This window comes from Dysgonomonas sp. BGC7 (genome assembly GCF_001261735.1).
GTDB lineage: Bacteria > Bacteroidota > Bacteroidia > Bacteroidales > Dysgonomonadaceae > Dysgonomonas.
Genome location: NZ_CVRP01000005.1, coordinates 175,057 through 192,040, shown reverse-complemented (window position 1 = coordinate 192,040; position 16,984 = coordinate 175,057). Strand labels below are relative to the sequence as shown.

Sequence of the window (16,984 nt, the reverse complement as noted above, 5' to 3'; positions counted from 1 at the left end):
AATAATTTATATTTTGTTGTATGGTATTTCTACTATAGAGGCACAACAAAGCAGTGACATTCAGATTAGTTCTCTATGGAATTCGTTGCCGTCAATGGCATACGGCTCAACCAAAGATTTTCTTCCAGTATCCCCAAATGCTGCTAGTTTGGGTATCTTCGGACAAATACCCGTTGGTAATTATACCGGAACGGCAGAAATAAACATACCGTTATATGAAATAAAATATAAAGAGTTATCAGTACCTATTTCAATTAACTATCATGCATCAGGAGTTAAGCCGGACTTATTTCCCGGACCTGTAGGTCTGGGATGGTCTTTACAATGTGGGGGTGTAATAACCAGGGTTATAAAAGGAGCTCCGGATTATGGAGCCGGGCCTGAAGATGAATCTAATGGAGAACATCTTGCTGAAAGGCCAGATCCGAGAGGTAACAATGATTGGAGTAGTGACAGGACACTGAAAGAATATGTTTATTATCATGATTATCTATTAGAGGGGACAAGCGATCCGGATGAATTTTATTTCAATTTCAACGGTCATGTAGGACGATTTTATATTGATCATACTGATACATTTCGCATACAATCGGATAAAGGTGAAACGTTCCAGATTACTCAGATAATTCAAAATAGCGGTTTTACAGGTAAATTTCAAGTGTTGTCTCAGACTATTAATCGTTCTTATGATTCTGATTATGACATAATATATAACAATGAAGTGAGATTAACCAGTATGATCCGAAACTTCCAATTGATAGATTCTAAAGGAATAAAATATACATTTGGAGGCTCTATCAACTCCATTGAATTTTCGCGCCAAGGATTCAGAGAATCACCGGATATTGACACTGGAAATTTAATTAAATACATACAACCAACAACCTGGCATCTGGTTTCCATAGAATCACCTAACGGATATAAAATTGATTTTTCTTATGGGCAGGAAACGTATATTACTCAGGTTCGTTTTACTGATTATGTTATGAAGAGCAAATATAATTTTAATTGGAATGTAAATACAATAGATGGATTAAAAGCAACACTGATTAATGGATGCTATCTGAAAGAAATAACTTTCCCCTCAGGTAAAATAAAGTTTGAAAACTCTATTGCATCCGAACAACTTATCTATGAAGATTATTCACCTTTCCATCCAATGAGTTCAATTCAAGGATTTAATTTTCTGGATTCGTATCAAACAAATAATTATAATCATTACAATCGATTTAATGCCTATCCTGATGTAAGATTGGCAAATACAAAGAAAATAATAGAGGGCACATCCGATACAAACTGGGAAATTGTAAGAAATAGGTTTCTTCCACATAAAATAGATGCGTTTGAAATATATAATAATACAGATGATCAATGGATAAAAAAAATACATTTTTCGTATACAACGAGCCGTATGCAAAGGATGAAACTAACAGAAATTAAAGTGAGAGGTAAAGAATATAATGGCTTGCAAACTTATTCTTTTAGATATAATCCGCTATATACAGATTTTTATCTGGGACAGTCTACTGATCATTATGGTTTTCAAAACAGTGGATCATTTAATCTTCCAATAGATAACCCTTCAGGAATATTTGTTCAAACAATTCAGAACAATCCAAATTTTTTCTACGAAATGAAAACTCCCAGTACAGTTCATTACATGAACGATATGCTGGAAAAAGTAATCTATCCGACAAAAGGTTATACAACACTTGAATATGAGCCTCACGAGTATGGGTCGGAGTATAAAATATGGCCATTTAAAGTAGAGGCTAATACTAATGGAAACAAATATACGGGAGGACCACGCATCAAAAAGTTATCCAACTTCGATTCCAATGGGATTAAATTAACTGAAAAAATATACCATTACAAGAAAAACTATTTGACTGGTGGAAGTACATCTAGTGGGGTATTGGCATATACTCCTAAATATCATGAAAAATATGAGAATATCGAAATTGTACAAAAATATTTACATATTGGTTCTGGAGAAGAGCGCATAGCGAATAAAAGAGGAATAAATTACTTTTTGAGATGCACCTCCAATCCTATATATCCATTAATGTCTACACGGGGAAACCATGTTACTTATTCAGAAGTAACAGTAGAAGAACCGGGAAACGGATATACTGTTTATAAATATAAAAATTATGATAACGGATATGAGGACAAAGAACTCATTAATTATATATCAAGAGATTTAGTAGATTCAAGAGGAATAAATATTCCTTTGTGGAAAGACGACGAAGGAATAAGCATGAAACTGGAACGGGGCCAACTCCTATCGGAAGAAATATTTGATTCGAATAAAAGGCCGAAAAGTAAAACAGAATATATCTATAATGACGATCCCGACCGTTTTAATCAGAATGTCCGGTATTTGAAACTTTCCCGTAACAGTATCGACCTGGCTGAAAGTTTGCGATCGTACCGTATTGTAGCAGGTTTGCATTATACATATTTCCCTTATCTAAAGAAGAAGAAAGAAACTGCTTATTTGAATAAGCCTGTTGTGAAGACGCAAGAATTTACTTATGATAATAATTACCGCTTAATAAAATCTGTAAATACAACAGATAGTAATGGGGAATCAATAAAATCAGAAATTCTTTACCCACATAATCTGGCGCAATCTAATACTGTATACGAGATGATGCGAATATTAAATATGTTCAACTATCCTATACAACAAACCTATTTCAGAACAAATGAGCTAATCTCTAAAACTAATTATAGTTTCTCTGATAATTTATCGAATGATAATAAGATAATGCTGTTACCTTATCAGAAAAAAGCTCAATATTTAAATACTCCGGAATATATAGAATCAACTATAACCAAATACGATGCCCTGGGAAATCCATTAAATATTATAAGTAAAGACAATAATTCAACTTGCATCTTATGGGGATATAATGGACAATACCCCATAGTGGAAATAAAGAATGTAAGTTACGATCAATTAAAGTCAGTTATAAGCGAATCAGTCATCAATTCCATTTCAGCAGAAAATGATCCTTATATGTGGTATTCATATGATATTAATGGATTGAGGACAGATGCAAGATTAAAAGATGCTCTCATAAACACTTATACATACGAACCTTTAATCGGTGTAAAAACAATGACAGATCCACGTGGAATAATTACCTATTACGATTATGACGGATTAGGGCGTTTGAAAGAAACATATATCAAAGAAGGAAGCAAAAAGAAAACTGTCCAGTCTTATGAATATCATTATCAAAACCAATAAAAGAGAATGATTATGAAAAAATATATCATATTTATCTTATTAATAATATGTAATTGCGGAATTTTATTTTCACAAGAAATTTCAACCCCGGAAGATCCCGTCCCATGGGAACCGGGAGAGCCGGTTGGACCTGAGCCATCCGAACCTAATATGATGACATATAATTTAGGTATACTTACCGGTTACTCTTCATATTATGAAAATTTGTATACGGAATGTATGTTTATATATAATGATTATACTTCTTTTGAAGATGCAATGGAATTTGAAGTAAATGGTATTATGGAATTGAATTTTACTTTTACCAATCAATCGGAATATGATTGTCTAATGACATTATATAAAAAAATAGGCGATACAGGTATTTCGGTTATAAAAAACTTTCCGGTAGTGAAAGGTACAGAAAAAACAGGATATATAGTCTTGGATGCAGGTAAATATCAAATAAGACCTACTACTCCATGCGGATATAGGACAATTGATATCGCAGAAGAAGCAGAGGTAACTCCTATTACAATTAGACCATTATCTGACCAAGAATATATCGGACCTGAAAATCTCGGAAGGAAAGGCCCTTATATTATAAATATTCAGGCGCAAAAAAATGTAACGTTTAATTTTTCCAACAACCGCAACTATATCAATACCCGTACTTATACTAGCGATAAAGGAATTGATTTTATTGATGGAATTCAATACTTCGATGGACTGGGACGTTTAGTTGAGACCGTACAAGTCGGTGTCACTCCCCTAAGAAATGATCTGGTGGCTTTACAGGAATATGATAATTATGGCAGGCAATCAAATTCTTGGTTACCGGCACTCTCAAGCCAGAATGGTGCATTTGTATATGAATCGGATGTTAAAAATGCTGCTATACAACTCAATAATGACCAAAAACCTTATGCAAAAACAGCATATGAAGACTCGCCGCTTAACCGGGTAACAACACAATTTGGAGTGGGAGCTAACTGGCATGACTCAGGTAGTGCCGTTAGAACAGGATATCTGACCAATGACAACACAAAAGACAGTCTGAAATGCATTCTCTACAAAGTAAATGGCACAGGAACAAGTACTACACTCGTAAAAAGTGAATACTATGCCGAAGGAAGCCTCCTGATAACAAGAGTGACAGACGAAGAAGACCGCATGGCTTACGAGTTTAAGGATAAACTGGGACAAGTACTATTGACACGCAGTATAGCAGAAGATGGATATTTGGATACATATTATGTTTATGATAAAGCAGGAAACCTCTGTTATGTATTACCTCCGTTAGCCGCTAATACAGGCGAATTGGGAGATAGTTCGAATACTCTTTTGCTATATGCCTACCTGTACAAATATGATAAACTCAATCGCTGCATTTCCAAGCGTATTCCCGGATGCGACTGGATATATTACGTATACGACAGGGCAGACAATCTTATATTTACACAAGATGGAGAACAACGCAAAGATGGTAAAGACGAATGGTCGTTTACCATACCCGATGCACATGGGCGCATAGTGCTGACAGGTATTTGCAAGAATACGCTTAACTATGCTGTTAATCCGTTAGATAATATAATTGTCAAAGGATCATGGACGAATGTAACCAATATATATAAAGGCTACAGTATAACTGGAGTAACTCTGACTACTCCCCAAATAACAACTGTGAATTACTATGACAATTATGAGTTTTTAGGCAAAAATTCCATTCCAAATAATAGCAGTACACAATTTACCGGATTGAACGGATACGGCAGTTGGTATGAAAATAACAGCAAAGGCCTGCTTACAGGAACATTGACTGCTCAACTGGGAACAACATCAAACACCATGTTTCTATATACAGCAATGTATTACGATAACAGGGCACGTATGGTGCAAGCCAAATCGAATAATCACCTCAACGGTACCGATTTTGAGTATGTCTCCTACAATTTTACAGGGCAGCCCCTAAAGCGCATGAACATTCACAAAATACCGAACAAACCCGATCAGACGGAAGAATATACATATTCTTACGACCATGCCGGACGGCTCGTATCCACACAGCACCGCTTAAATGATGAATCGCCGGTAATACTCGCATGGAACACCTACGACGAACTCGGACGCCTAGCCAACATAGACCGTGGAGGAAACGGGACTTCGGGTATGCCCGATCAAGACGAAGAAGGAATAACCGATCCGGTGGAAACCATACTTACTCGATATGCCTATAACGTACGTTCGTGGACTACAGCCATCACCGGACAATATTTCTCCCAGAACCTGCAATACAGCCCGGGAGGCAATATTTCACGTATGGACTGGACTACCAACGGGCAAAAACGCGAGTATGATTACACCTACGACCGCTTGTCGCGACTGAAAGCTGCCGATTACACAGGTATCGGCAACGAACAGTATGGTACATCTTATACATATGACAAGCACGGCAATATAAAGACTATGCAACGTTATGGAAAGAAGGATGCAGGCAGTAATGCCGTATCATACGGATTAGTAGACAACCTGACGATGGATCATACAGGTAATCAATTGACCCGTGTAGCGGATGCCATACCAAATTTCGCTTATTCTCCATCAGCAGACTTCAAGGATAAAATTACACCTACAGGAACCATTGAATATACATATAACAAAAACGGGTCGATGGAGTCGGATTTTAATAAAGGTATAACCAAGATTCAATATAATTCCTTAAATTTACCACAGGTAATGGTAATCAACAGCCCTACTGTAAAAGCCAAAAATTACTATACCTACTCGGCTTCAGGCGTGAAGTTGAGAACCGAACAACGCTATGATCCTACGATGATGACTGCTCCGATAACCGAAACAAACCCGACTAATGATGGATTAAGTGATTATAAGATCACCGATTATATAAGCAATATTGTATACGAGACTATAAAGAGCGGTCAGAATATAACCAACCGCATGAGGATAATTGTTAATGGTGGGTATATTGAGGATGGACAATACTATTTTTATCTGACCGACCATCTGGGCAACAACCGTGTGGTAGTTCGTAGAGACGGCACCGTAGTTCAGAAAAATCATTATTATCCGTTCGGGATGGCATTTGCAGAGAACTCGGGCGATAGCGACCAACCCTACAAGTACAACGGTAAGGAGTTCGACAAGATGCATGGGCTGAATATGTATGACTACTCGGCTAGATATTACGAGCCTGCTATTGGAAGGTTTACTACTGTTGATCCGTTGGCGGAGAAGTATTATTCAATTAGTCCGTATGCGTATTGTGCGAGTAATCCGATATTAAATATTGATCCAGATGGAAGAGATTATTGGAGTACAAATGATCCTGAAAAAATTAAGCAGTTCTTAAATTCAATGGGGCGTGGTTCAAGCGTACATGATATGTCAGGATGGAATCATGCAACAGACGCAGAATTTGTAGGTAAAGGTACATTGAATGATGAAACAGGGAAGTTCCATACAAGTTATGCCTCGTATGAGAATGGAGTAGCGACAGTTACAGGAGTTACCCTTGATACAAATATAAAACCGGGACTTACATCGGGAGGATTTGGTTATCCAGGGGCTTTTGCCTATAAGTACGAAAATGCAGCATTTTTTAGAAAAGCTTACTATCACTTATATGATATAACTGATTTTTCAGATGTTATAGGTCCTGTTGATCCTAAACGTTTTTTCGATGGAAGAACTTCTTGGGCTGTTGATGCCTCTGGGAAAATAGGGGGAATAAATAATGTTTTAGAAGCTCGCTCTCCTAAAATTAGAGGGAAAGGGATTGTAACCGCATTGAATCAGCTGAATCAGTTAGTAAAGACAGGACGAGCACCAAGTACAATAAAACGCTTTGATAAAGGAAAAATAACAGGAGAGAAAGATCATGTTCATTTTAGTGATGGTTCAGCATTAAATGTTGATGGAACATGGAAGCACGGATCACGAGTATTAACGAATCAAGAAATTAAATTTTTACAAAATAATGGATTCCAAATGCCTAAATAATAAAGTAGAATGCATCAATATTTTAAAAGAATGGTCTTGTTCAGTAGTTGAAAATAGGCTATGGAATGATTATGAGGATATACATATAGATGAAATAGACTCATGCTTTGAGGACAAAAATACCTGGATTGAGGCAGGAGTATTTTTGTTAGAGAATCTGAATAAAGTAATAGATAATAATAAATTTGATGGAGTTTTATTTATTCCTTTATCTTATTCTAATGTAAAATCGGATATTCCTTTATATCATCAATTAACAGCAGAGCTAGATTTAACACCGCCCTCTTTAGGTATTTTCCCTAAAGAGAATCAATTGTACCTTGATACAATAAAGCAATCCAAATATATATTAGAACTTAGTAATTATATAGGGATGAGTGTTTTTTTTAGAGAAGAAAGAGAACAAGATGTTTTTTTTAGGATTCTATATATCAAAAAATGATAGTTGTTTTGATGCTAGTCTGAAAATAATCCTGCCCTATCATCATTGGCAGGATTATGTTATATCTATAAAAAAGCAATCAAGTTTCGTCACCTTTGTCACTTTTTAGTTAAATTTACCTTGGCTATAACGATAGCCAAAGCAGAGAGCAAGGAGCTTGACAAGATGCATGGTCTAAATATGTACGACTATTCAGCTAGGTATTACGAGCCTGCTATTGGGAGGTTTACTACTGTTGATCCGTTGGCGGAGAAGTATTATTCAATTAGTCCGTATACGTATTGTGCGAGTAATCCGATATTAAATATTGATCCAGATGGAAGAGATTATTGGAGTACAAATGATCCTGAAAAAATTAAGCAGTTCTTGAATTCAATGGGGCGTGGTTCAAGCGTACATGATATGTCAGGATGGAATCATGCAACAGACGCAGAATTTGTAGGTAAAGGTACATTGAATGATGAAACAGGGAAGTTCCATACAAGTTATGCCTCGTATGAGAATGGAGTAGCGACAGTTACAGGAGTTACCCTTGATACAAATATAAAACCGGGACTTACATCGGGAGGATTTGGTTATCCAGGGGCTTTTGTATATCGTTATTCGAGTGATGGAAGTCTGTATAAAGCAGGATATGATGCAGCTCAATTTGGTGAAATATCAGCATTTGTTGCAGAATTTATTACGCCCTTTGACCCTAATAACTATTTCGATGGTGTTAGTAATTGGAATGTTAATACTTCTGGACGTCTTATTGGTGTATACTATATTCAAGAAGCCAAAAAAGTAGGAGGAGGAAAAGCATCTGCCAAAGCTTTAAAAGGTCTTGTTCAGCAAGCAATAAGTCTAAGTCATAAAATAGGAAAGAACTCTGTAAAGATGAGAACTACAAATGTTATGTATCATTATGATTTGAGAGGGCCTGCTCACAAAGGTGTCCTAACCCCACATGTTCAAAGATCTCTTCCTAATATAGATACAAAGGGTGTACTCCATTGGAATAAAGATTCTAAGTGGGTACGTCCTATGACACAACAAGAGATTAGAATGATACGAAAAAGTTATGGATTTTAAAATAAAAAATATGAAACTTAAATGGTCTGATAAGAATTTTGAGCAAATGGGATGGCATGATAGTGCATTCTATTCAATATCATTTCCTTTTGATGATTTATCGCTTAAGCTTGATATAGATTATATAATGGAATGGGAATTAAAGGAAGATCCATTGCTTTCTAGATTTTACATCTGTCCATGTTCTCTTATTTTCGAAGATGTATTGAATTTAAAAATAAATATGGATTTTGACAATAATACGAGTCTCTATATATCAGAAATTGAAAGAAAAAATCCTGTTCTATCTCCCAATAAAAAATACACTCTTTGGAATTATAAAATAATTACAGATCATGGGGATATAAGCTTTATATCAGCAAAATATGAACAGATTGCGTTAAAAGCCCCTATCTGGAGTGATGAATTTTCTCTAAAACGGTAATTTAATAAACTAAACAACAAACATACTGACTATTTTATAGTTAGCGGGGTTTCCTTCTTAACAAGGGAATTTTTAATCACTTGCCTAATATTGTAAGAATTTACAGTCCGCTATAAAGAGCAAAAAGGCATAGGTAATTCATATGTTTAAAAAAAGCTAAATCTTGTCACTTTTGTCACTTTTTAGTTAAGTTTGTTATAGGCTATAGTGGTATAGCCAAGGCGGACGGCACAGTGGTGCAAAAGAACCATTACTAACCATTCGGAGTCACTTTTGCCGAAACACCGAATGCAGAACAAGGTATCCACCATATAAATACAATGGAAGGAAACCGGATCAGCTGCATGAACTGAATCTTTATGATTATTCAGCAAGATATATGGAACCTGCTTTGGGGAGGTTTACTAGTATAGATCCACATGCAGAGAATTATTATAGTATTAGTCCATATGCGTATGTCGCTAATAATCCTATGAGGTTTATTGATCCGGATGGAAGAGACTTTACCGATAGGGCTTGGGATCAGATTATAAAATTAAGTAAAGATATTTCCATGAGGATGTGGGATAATCTAGAAAAAATCAAAAACCTAAATAATGAAATTTCGGCTGGAGGATTGTCTACAAAACAATTGAGAAAGAAACGAAATGAAATTAATAAATTACAAAATGAAAATAGAGGTTTAGTTACAACTCGAGATGAATTTAGAACTTTAGCTAAATCCAATCAGGTATATGATATTTATACAGATAATTCATTAAGTACATCAGGCCCCGTATTTGGAATGGGAACTAATGCAGGAGGGGCTAGATATAATTTCAGTAATGGAAATTTTGACATATTGCTTCCTAGCAGTGGAGGGTTATCCTTTCTTGCGCATGAATTGAAACATGCATATCAATTTGAAACTGGGAATTTTAGCTCTGGTTATATGATAAATGGATCACCTTTTTATGACAAACATGATGAAATAGAAGCATATGAAAGAGGTGAATTATTCAGAGGTCCAACAGGAAAAACAACCATACAATCTTTACCATCTGAATATGATAATCTTCAAAATGGTCCTATGGATGCTACTAGACTTCCTCAGATTATTTTAACAACTCCAGGAGAATTGCAAAAATTAGTAACCAGAACCCGGTCAGCTTTTAGAGTAAATGGAATAACATATAGATTTTGAAATATGAAAAAAAACTTAATTATTTTTGCATGTTTTCTTATGATGTCAGCGTGTAAGTCTCAATTTAAAAATTCAGACTATATTGTAGTATATAAAACCTTAGAAAATCAAATCCAAGAACCGGAGTATCTTATAATAAAATCAAAGCCTCAAACTTTTGAATTAAATATTCCTATGTTATACTCTAGCATTATTGGAGAATGGTTTTTTTCTAAAGATACAATTGTGATTTCACCAAAATATACTTATGAATATCGTAACAACAAATCATCATTGCTGGAAATAAATGATAAAGATACTAGTGTCATAAGTATTAAACAAAGGTTTCATGTGAAGGGAGATATCCTAATCGATATAACAGATTATAGTATAGTCCATCCATTATTAAAGAAAGATAACTATCAAAAAAAATTTGAGAGAATAGGAAAATAAATTAAGTTGTTTTGGTCTTTGATAGTTGCCTGACGGCGATAGATAAAGATACCCACAAGGGAATTTTGGGAATCTCATATAATTCGTTAAATTTACCACAGGAACTTACCGTAAAAACCGCAAGGACAAGCGGCAAGGTCTACTATACTTATTCGGCAGGGGGAGTAAAACTGCGTACCCGCCATCAGGCGGCAAGTAATCCGGTTTATACTCCTGTCCATAGTACAACTTCGCAGGATGCCAACCTCGACCTGTTGAACGAAACCGATTATATCGGCAACAAGGTATACGAAAACGGTTTTTTGAAAATGATTATAACAGAAGGTGGTTATATACAAGATGGACAATACTATTTTTATCTGACCGACCATCTGGGTAACAACCGTGTGGTAGTTCGTAGAGACGGCACCGTAGTTCAGAAAAATCATTATTATCCGTTCGGGATGGCATTTGCAGAGAACTCGGGTGATAGCGACCAACCCTACAAGTACAACGGTAAGGAGTTCGACAAGATGCATGGATTGAACATGTACGACTACTCGGCTAGATATATGGAGCCGGCTATTGGGAGGTTTACTACTGTGGATCCGTTGGCGGAATTATATTATTCAATTTCTCCATATGCGTATTGTAATAATAATCCGATTAAGTTTATTGACCCGACAGGATTGGGATATACATATGTTTATCCTAATGAAGAAAAGGACGAAAAAGGTGGGTATTATGTAAATCATGATGGAGAAAGAGTCGAAAGGGAAGAAGTCTTTAATTGGTTGGTGGCTGAGAATGATGAAAAAACAGACCAAGATGACAAATGGGGGACTTTTGCTCTATCTGTAACTCATGGTTATGGAAGCTCTATTTCTCAAGCATCGGGATCGGGAGGATATTTCGGTCATAGTTGGCTTAAAGTGACCTCTAGAGACAAAAAAGCAAAAACTTTTGGAACCTTTAAAAAAGGAGTCGTACAAGATGGTTGGGAGTTAGGTAATAATTGTACAGATTACGCTGTTGATATTTGGCAAGCTATAACTAAGCAAGATTTATATCCCAAAAATGGATACAGAACTCCTTCGGAATTATATAATATACTCAAAAATGCGATTATAATTTATGCACCAGTTAAATAAAGCCAATTATTTGAGAAGAATAAATATTATTATTCTATTCATTATCTTATACAGTTGTTCCTTCCAACCTAATAATGCTGATAATATTATGTTGGCAAAAGTGACAAACGATACTATTACCCTGAATATACCAAGTTCCTATCACAGTATAGATAAGTATAAAACTTGGCAAGAGAATGATACTTTATTTATTACAGTGAAATCAATTCATTCTCCTAATAAATTATTGTATCCTATCCGTATTTTCTTAAGTTCTGAAATTAATTATATAAAACTGCAAAATGATAAAATATTTAATGTAGACTCAATACCATATGTACCATATTAAAATAAATTTTCCTGTCCTTTGGTATTTGTTACTCCGAATTGAACGCTATCGCTATCTTCTCATGAAGTTGGACATCTAAACCATATAGGTGAGGCGGGAGGCTTATTTAGTTATTTAGCTGGATTTGGTATTGAATATGTAAAGTATGGACATGATAAAGCCCCTCGTGAGATTGAAGCAGAAAAAGGGCGGAGCGAGTTTTTTGCATTTAGTTCTTATGTAAGTAGTATTGCAGGAGGAAATGCTCTAATAAACTTAATTGATTCTAAAAAATCAGATCTGGATAAAATTGGTCAAATAAACAAGTGGTTTGATGGATATCAATTTAATAAAGAAAATAAAACAAAAAGCTTTCTTGATCTTTCGGGAAATAACAAAGTAAAGGAAGGGACTTATAAATGGGATGGAAATAATTGGGTTAGACAATAAAATAATAGTTAGACTTATGAAAAATCTTCTTTTTTATACATTCGTGATCGGCCTCTGTTTTTGCAGTTGTTCAGGAAACAGTTTTTATGTAGATATTCAAAATCAAAGTCTCGTTAGATGTAACAAACAAGGTATGCAAACAATCTCTATATATTTATCAGAAAAAACTGATCATAAAAGTTCTTTATATCCAGTAGGTAACAAAGATTTTTATTTGATAAAACATAGGGAACAAAGAGCAAGCAAGGATAATAGCATTTATTTTATGAGACCAAATAAGAACTATGATGTTTTTTTTAATGATAGTCTTGTTCCTAATGGAATAATTTCATTAAAACCTAAAACAGAATATAATGTGGTTCATATAAGTGATGGCGATGCCACCCCATCTTCAATTTTGATTAAGACAGATAAAAATGGAGTGATAGAGAGTGTCGACAAGACGAGATGTGAATAGGGTATTTAAACCCTCGTTCGGCGTAGCGTCTGGCTACGCCAGGCTTGAAAACAAGATTTTGCTCTGAAAAGAATATTGGTAGACGGAGGCTATTGTGAAGTAGGAAATTACTACTTTTATATTCAAGACCATCTGGGTAACAACCGTGTGGTAGCCAAAGCAGACGGCACAATAGTGCAAAAGAACCATTACTATCCGTTCGGGATGGAGTTTGCAGAGAATTCGGGCGATAGCGACCAGCCCTACAAGTACAACGGTAAGGAGCTAGACAAAATGCATGGATTGAATATGTACGACTACTCAGCTAGATATTACGAGCCTGCTATTGGGAGATTTACTACGGTTGATCCGCTGGCGGAGAAGTATTATTCGATTGGTCCGTATGCTTATGTAGGGAATAACCCGTTGAAATATATAGATCCTGATGGAAAAGCTTTTGGCCCTCCAGATCCTCCATATTATGCAAAACCACGATTCAAGACGATTGCTTGGGCTCAAAGTAATAAAATCAAAGCATGGAAAATAGGAGCTACCGAGAATAATACTAATACTATAACATCTGCTGCATTTAGATTCTCAAGAAAACTAAATGTTGTTGGTGAAAGTAAATCAGGGGCATTTACAAATGCTGTTCGACATACAACTTGGCAAGCAATTATGACAAGCGAAATTGATGAAAAGACAGCAATCGAAGTCGGTAATGCACATGAAAATATAGAATATGCAGAACTAAAATATGAAGGGGTCGGTGCTGTAGGTGCTGAGGATTTGGCTGATAATATTGTTGATGCTCGAAATAACAAAATCGGACGAGAAATCGCGAAAGATAATCCGTCCTTGAGTCGAAAAGATTTGACTAAAAAAGTTTTAGATTATTATAAAAAAAATGGATTATGGGTTTCAAAAACAGTTTATCATAAAGATGGAACCACGACACATCGACTACAACAAGATAAATTAACTGAAGATGAATATAATAATGCAGTAAAAAGGCTTGAAGAATTAGATGAAAATGGATTCTAAAAAAAATATCATGAATAAAAATAATATATATATAAGTATAAGAGTAATAATTTTATTTATTACAACTATTTTTTATAGTTGTGATGAAGGTTATAATAAGGCAACGATAGAAGTGAAAATATTTGAATATATTGAAACAAACTGTCTGAATAATACAAAGAACTGCGTGGTTAATATATCTGATATTACACTTTTTGATTGGGATAGTTTATTTGTCATAAATGCAGGAACAAATAGTGCTGATATTTCTAAAATTATTGGAATCAATTATATTTCGAAGGATGATTTTACTCGACGAAGATATTTTTTTGTAAAGGATAAAAACATCGTTTATAAAGAAGATATCAAGTACGATCCAAGTGCACCCAAAAAAGGAATCGTTATTTTTGGAGATTCTCATTCTTTGCCTCGTTACAGTATTTATAAAAAGACAGATATGTTTAGAGTTTATAAAATAACAGGAATCGAAAGTAATTTTTACAGTTTAAAATTGATAGAATAATCATAGCAACTAGCCAAGGCAGACGGCACAGTGGTACAGAAGAACCATTACTATCCGTTGGGTATGGAGTTTGCCGAGAATTCGGGCGAAAGCGACCAACCCTACAAGTACAATGGCAAGGAACTTGACAAGATGCATGGGCTGAACATGTATGACTACTCAGCCAGGTATTACGAACCTGCTATTGGGAGGTTTATTACTGTAGATCCGCATGCTGAAAATTATTATAGTTGGTCACCATATAGCTTTGTATTAGGAAATCCTATAAGAAATATTGATCCATTGGGTATGGATGTATGGACAACCAACGATCCGGCGGAAATTGAACGTGTGTTGTCGTCCCTAAAATCAGGAGAGACAGTTGATTCAAATAAGTTTGGAGATCAATGGACACGTGTGGAAAATGTATCAGAAAATGATTATGCAATTTTTGATGATCATACTTCAGATTTCACTATAGGAGGTGTTCCTTATAAAGACTTTACTGGATATGGAAAAAAGGGTGTAGGATTTGATTTATTGATAGATCTTATGGGATTAGGATTGACTAAAAAAGGAGGAACTTTGACTCTTTTTATGCAGCAATCTATGGATAAAAACAAATTTATACGTGCCAGTTACTATTCTATTGTGTATTCAGGTCAAGCAATGTCTAATAAGATTTCTCTTTCAAAGACTAGGTTAAATTTGGGTAGTTTAGGTAAAGGGCTTGGTTATTTAGGAGGAGTTGGCTTAGGGGTAACAACAGTAAATGATATATATGGAGTTTATACTAATACAATAACTCTAGAAAGAGCTGTGTCTAATTTTTCTATGGGGGAACAGCTTTAATGAATCCCGCATTTGGAATACCTTATGCTTTGACAGAAGCTTTTGTTCCGGGAGGTATGGAAACAGGGGGATTGGTTAGGCAGGAGCACAAAAAGCACTTGGCGATGTTTACGACAAATGGTGGTTCTCTAAAGAGCAATTTCCAATTCCGTAAGAAGAAATAATTAATTAATTAATTTAAAATGAAGTACTATTATTATTTATTTTATAAGTTATGTAAATTTACTGAAGACTGGGGCTTTTGGCCGGAAGCTAGGGCCTTTTGTCTCGTGATTCTACTTAACTTTGCATTCTTAGGTAGTTTGCTAAACTGTTATACTATTTTAACCGGAATATTTATTCATTTACCTAGTGATAAAGTTTGGCGTTACTTGTTAAGTGTAATAATAGTGACTATAAACTATTTGTTACTCTTGAAGGGAGATAAGAAAGATAGGATAATTAAGCGATTCGATGCCATATCCCCCAAAAAAAATTCATTAGGAGATCTTATTATATTTTTGAGCGTTGTATTATTAATTATTACATTTATATTGTCTCTTTTTATGCTAGATAAAGTTAGATAATTCCATTATTCGGTATTTGTTACTCCGAATTGAACGCTATCGCTATCTTAATTCTATATAAATACAAATCTGCCCTTGTCATTATCAGCAGGATTATTTATCTATATAGGAGAAAAAGGTAAGAGGTATTTTATATATAAAAAAGCAAGTAAAATTTTGTCCTCTTTGTCACTTTTTAGTTAAGTTTGTTATAGGCTATAGTGGTATAGCCAAGGCGGATGGTACAGAAGTACAGAAGAACCATTACTATCCGTTCGGGATGGCATTTGCAGAGAACTCGGGTGATAGCGACCAACCCTACAAGTACAACGGTAAGGAGTTCGACAAGATGCAGGGGCTGAACATGTATGACTACTCGGCTAGATATTACGAGTCTGCTATTGGAAGGTTTACGACTGTGGATCCGCTAGCGGAATTATATTATTCAATTTCTCCATATGCGTATTGTAATAATAATTCGATTAAGTTTATTGACCCAACAGAATTGGGGTATACATATGTTTATCCTAATGAAGAAAAGGACGAAAAAGGTGGGTATTATGTAAATGATGATGGAGAAAGAGTCGAATGGGAAGAAGTCGTTAATTGGTTAGTGGCTGAGAATGATGCAAAAACAGACCAAGATGAGAAATGGGAGACTTTTGCTCTATCTGTAACTCCTGGTTACGAAAGCTCTATTTCTCAAGCATCGGGATCGGGAGGATATTTCGGTCATAGTTGGCTTAAAGTGACCTCTAGGGACAAAAAAGCAAAAACTTTTGGAACCTTTAAAAAAGGAGTCGTATTTAAATTTTTCATAGGTCTCGAAAAATAGGATAGGGGAGTTGTCACTTGATTCTTCATTTGTTCCTTCGTATTCATTCAACTGAATCTGTAAGAGTCTTTTGAATTCATCTTTAGAAAAT

General features: G+C 35.2%; 15 protein-coding genes. All 15 read left to right on the top strand.

The genetic code is table 11. The features are described 5' to 3' along the window. Nucleotides 1-3,259 (top strand): hypothetical protein (locus BGC7_RS03770; protein ID WP_157258655.1); only part of this gene is annotated, 3,259 nt, incomplete at its 5' end. A gap of 12 nt (nt 3,260-3,271) precedes the next feature. Beyond that, nucleotides 3,272-7,258 carry a DUF6443 domain-containing protein gene (locus BGC7_RS03765; protein ID WP_157258654.1) on the top strand — a complete coding sequence of 1,329 codons (3,987 nt, stop codon included), beginning with the start codon at nt 3,272-3,274 and terminating at the stop codon, nt 7,256-7,258. Next, nucleotides 7,236-7,700, top strand: a complete 465-nt coding sequence (locus BGC7_RS03760; RefSeq protein WP_050700231.1) for a hypothetical protein — start codon at nt 7,236-7,238, stop codon at nt 7,698-7,700. The genes BGC7_RS03765 and BGC7_RS03760 overlap by 23 nt, the downstream gene beginning before the upstream one ends. Nucleotides 7,701-7,820: 120 nt before the next feature. Next, complete coding sequence (locus tag BGC7_RS03755; protein WP_050700230.1) at nt 7,821-8,774, top strand: RHS repeat-associated core domain-containing protein; 954 nt, start codon at nt 7,821-7,823, stop codon at nt 8,772-8,774. After that, entirely contained in the window at nt 8,764-9,198 is a 435-nt protein-coding gene (locus BGC7_RS03750) for a hypothetical protein (RefSeq protein ID WP_050700229.1), read from the top strand. The genes BGC7_RS03755 and BGC7_RS03750 overlap by 11 nt, the downstream gene beginning before the upstream one ends. Nucleotides 9,199-9,457: 259 nt before the next feature. Next, nucleotides 9,458-10,381: an RHS repeat-associated core domain-containing protein gene (locus tag BGC7_RS03745; RefSeq protein ID WP_082206452.1), complete on the top strand. Its 924-nt coding sequence runs from the start codon at nt 9,458-9,460 to the stop codon at nt 10,379-10,381. A gap of 3 nt (nt 10,382-10,384) precedes the next feature. Next, nucleotides 10,385-10,813 carry a hypothetical protein gene (locus tag BGC7_RS03740; RefSeq protein ID WP_050700227.1) on the top strand — a complete coding sequence of 143 codons (429 nt, stop codon included), beginning with the start codon at nt 10,385-10,387 and terminating at the stop codon, nt 10,811-10,813. 11 nt (nt 10,814-10,824) lie between these two features. Beyond that, the gene (locus BGC7_RS17580; protein WP_082206451.1) at nt 10,825-11,943 is read left to right on the top strand and encodes an RHS repeat domain-containing protein; all 1,119 of its coding nucleotides are present in this window, start codon (nt 10,825-10,827) and stop codon (nt 11,941-11,943) included. An 88-nt stretch (nt 11,944-12,031) separates the two neighbouring features. Further along, entirely contained in the window at nt 12,032-12,271 is a 240-nt protein-coding gene (locus BGC7_RS03730) for a hypothetical protein (RefSeq protein ID WP_050700226.1), read from the top strand. A 694-nt stretch (nt 12,272-12,965) separates the two neighbouring features. Then, the gene (locus tag BGC7_RS17835; protein WP_157258653.1) at nt 12,966-13,157 is read left to right on the top strand and encodes a hypothetical protein; all 192 of its coding nucleotides are present in this window, start codon (nt 12,966-12,968) and stop codon (nt 13,155-13,157) included. 75 nt (nt 13,158-13,232) lie between these two features. Beyond that, a complete protein-coding gene (locus BGC7_RS03720; protein WP_050700224.1) occupies nt 13,233-14,180 on the top strand; it encodes an RHS repeat domain-containing protein in 948 nt (315 codons plus the stop codon). After that, nucleotides 14,170-14,682, top strand: coding sequence for a hypothetical protein (locus BGC7_RS03715; protein WP_050700223.1), 513 nt, complete (start codon nt 14,170-14,172; stop codon nt 14,680-14,682). Before BGC7_RS03720 ends, BGC7_RS03715 begins: the two co-directional genes overlap by 11 nt. 30 nt (nt 14,683-14,712) lie before the next feature. Beyond that, the gene (locus BGC7_RS03710) at nt 14,713-15,513 is read left to right on the top strand and encodes an RHS repeat-associated core domain-containing protein (RefSeq protein WP_255351449.1); all 801 of its coding nucleotides are present in this window, start codon (nt 14,713-14,715) and stop codon (nt 15,511-15,513) included. Beyond that, nucleotides 15,513-15,677 (top strand): hypothetical protein, encoded by a 165-nt coding sequence (locus BGC7_RS17830; protein ID WP_157258651.1) that lies wholly within the window; start codon nt 15,513-15,515, stop codon nt 15,675-15,677. The genes BGC7_RS03710 and BGC7_RS17830 overlap by 1 nt, the downstream gene beginning before the upstream one ends. A 529-nt stretch (nt 15,678-16,206) precedes the next feature. Beyond that, nucleotides 16,207-16,893: an RHS repeat domain-containing protein gene (locus tag BGC7_RS03700; RefSeq protein ID WP_347339008.1), complete on the top strand. Its 687-nt coding sequence runs from the start codon at nt 16,207-16,209 to the stop codon at nt 16,891-16,893. The last annotated feature ends 91 nt before the right edge of the window (nt 16,894-16,984 follow it).

Coding starts and splice junctions, on each gene's coding strand:
- BGC7_RS03765 (WP_157258654.1), top strand. CDS start 3,272: ATGAAAAAATATATCATATTTATCTTATTAATAATATGTAATTGCGGA.
- BGC7_RS03760 (WP_050700231.1), top strand. CDS start 7,236: ATGGATTCCAAATGCCTAAATAATAAAGTAGAATGCATCAATATTTTA.
- BGC7_RS03750 (WP_050700229.1), top strand. CDS start 8,764: ATGGATTTTAAAATAAAAAATATGAAACTTAAATGGTCTGATAAGAAT.
- BGC7_RS03740 (WP_050700227.1), top strand. CDS start 10,385: ATGAAAAAAAACTTAATTATTTTTGCATGTTTTCTTATGATGTCAGCG.
- BGC7_RS03730 (WP_050700226.1), top strand. CDS start 12,032: ATGTTGGCAAAAGTGACAAACGATACTATTACCCTGAATATACCAAGT.
- BGC7_RS17835 (WP_157258653.1), top strand. CDS start 12,966: ATGAGACCAAATAAGAACTATGATGTTTTTTTTAATGATAGTCTTGTT.
- BGC7_RS03715 (WP_050700223.1), top strand. CDS start 14,170: ATGGATTCTAAAAAAAATATCATGAATAAAAATAATATATATATAAGT.
- BGC7_RS17830 (WP_157258651.1), top strand. CDS start 15,513: ATGAATCCCGCATTTGGAATACCTTATGCTTTGACAGAAGCTTTTGTT.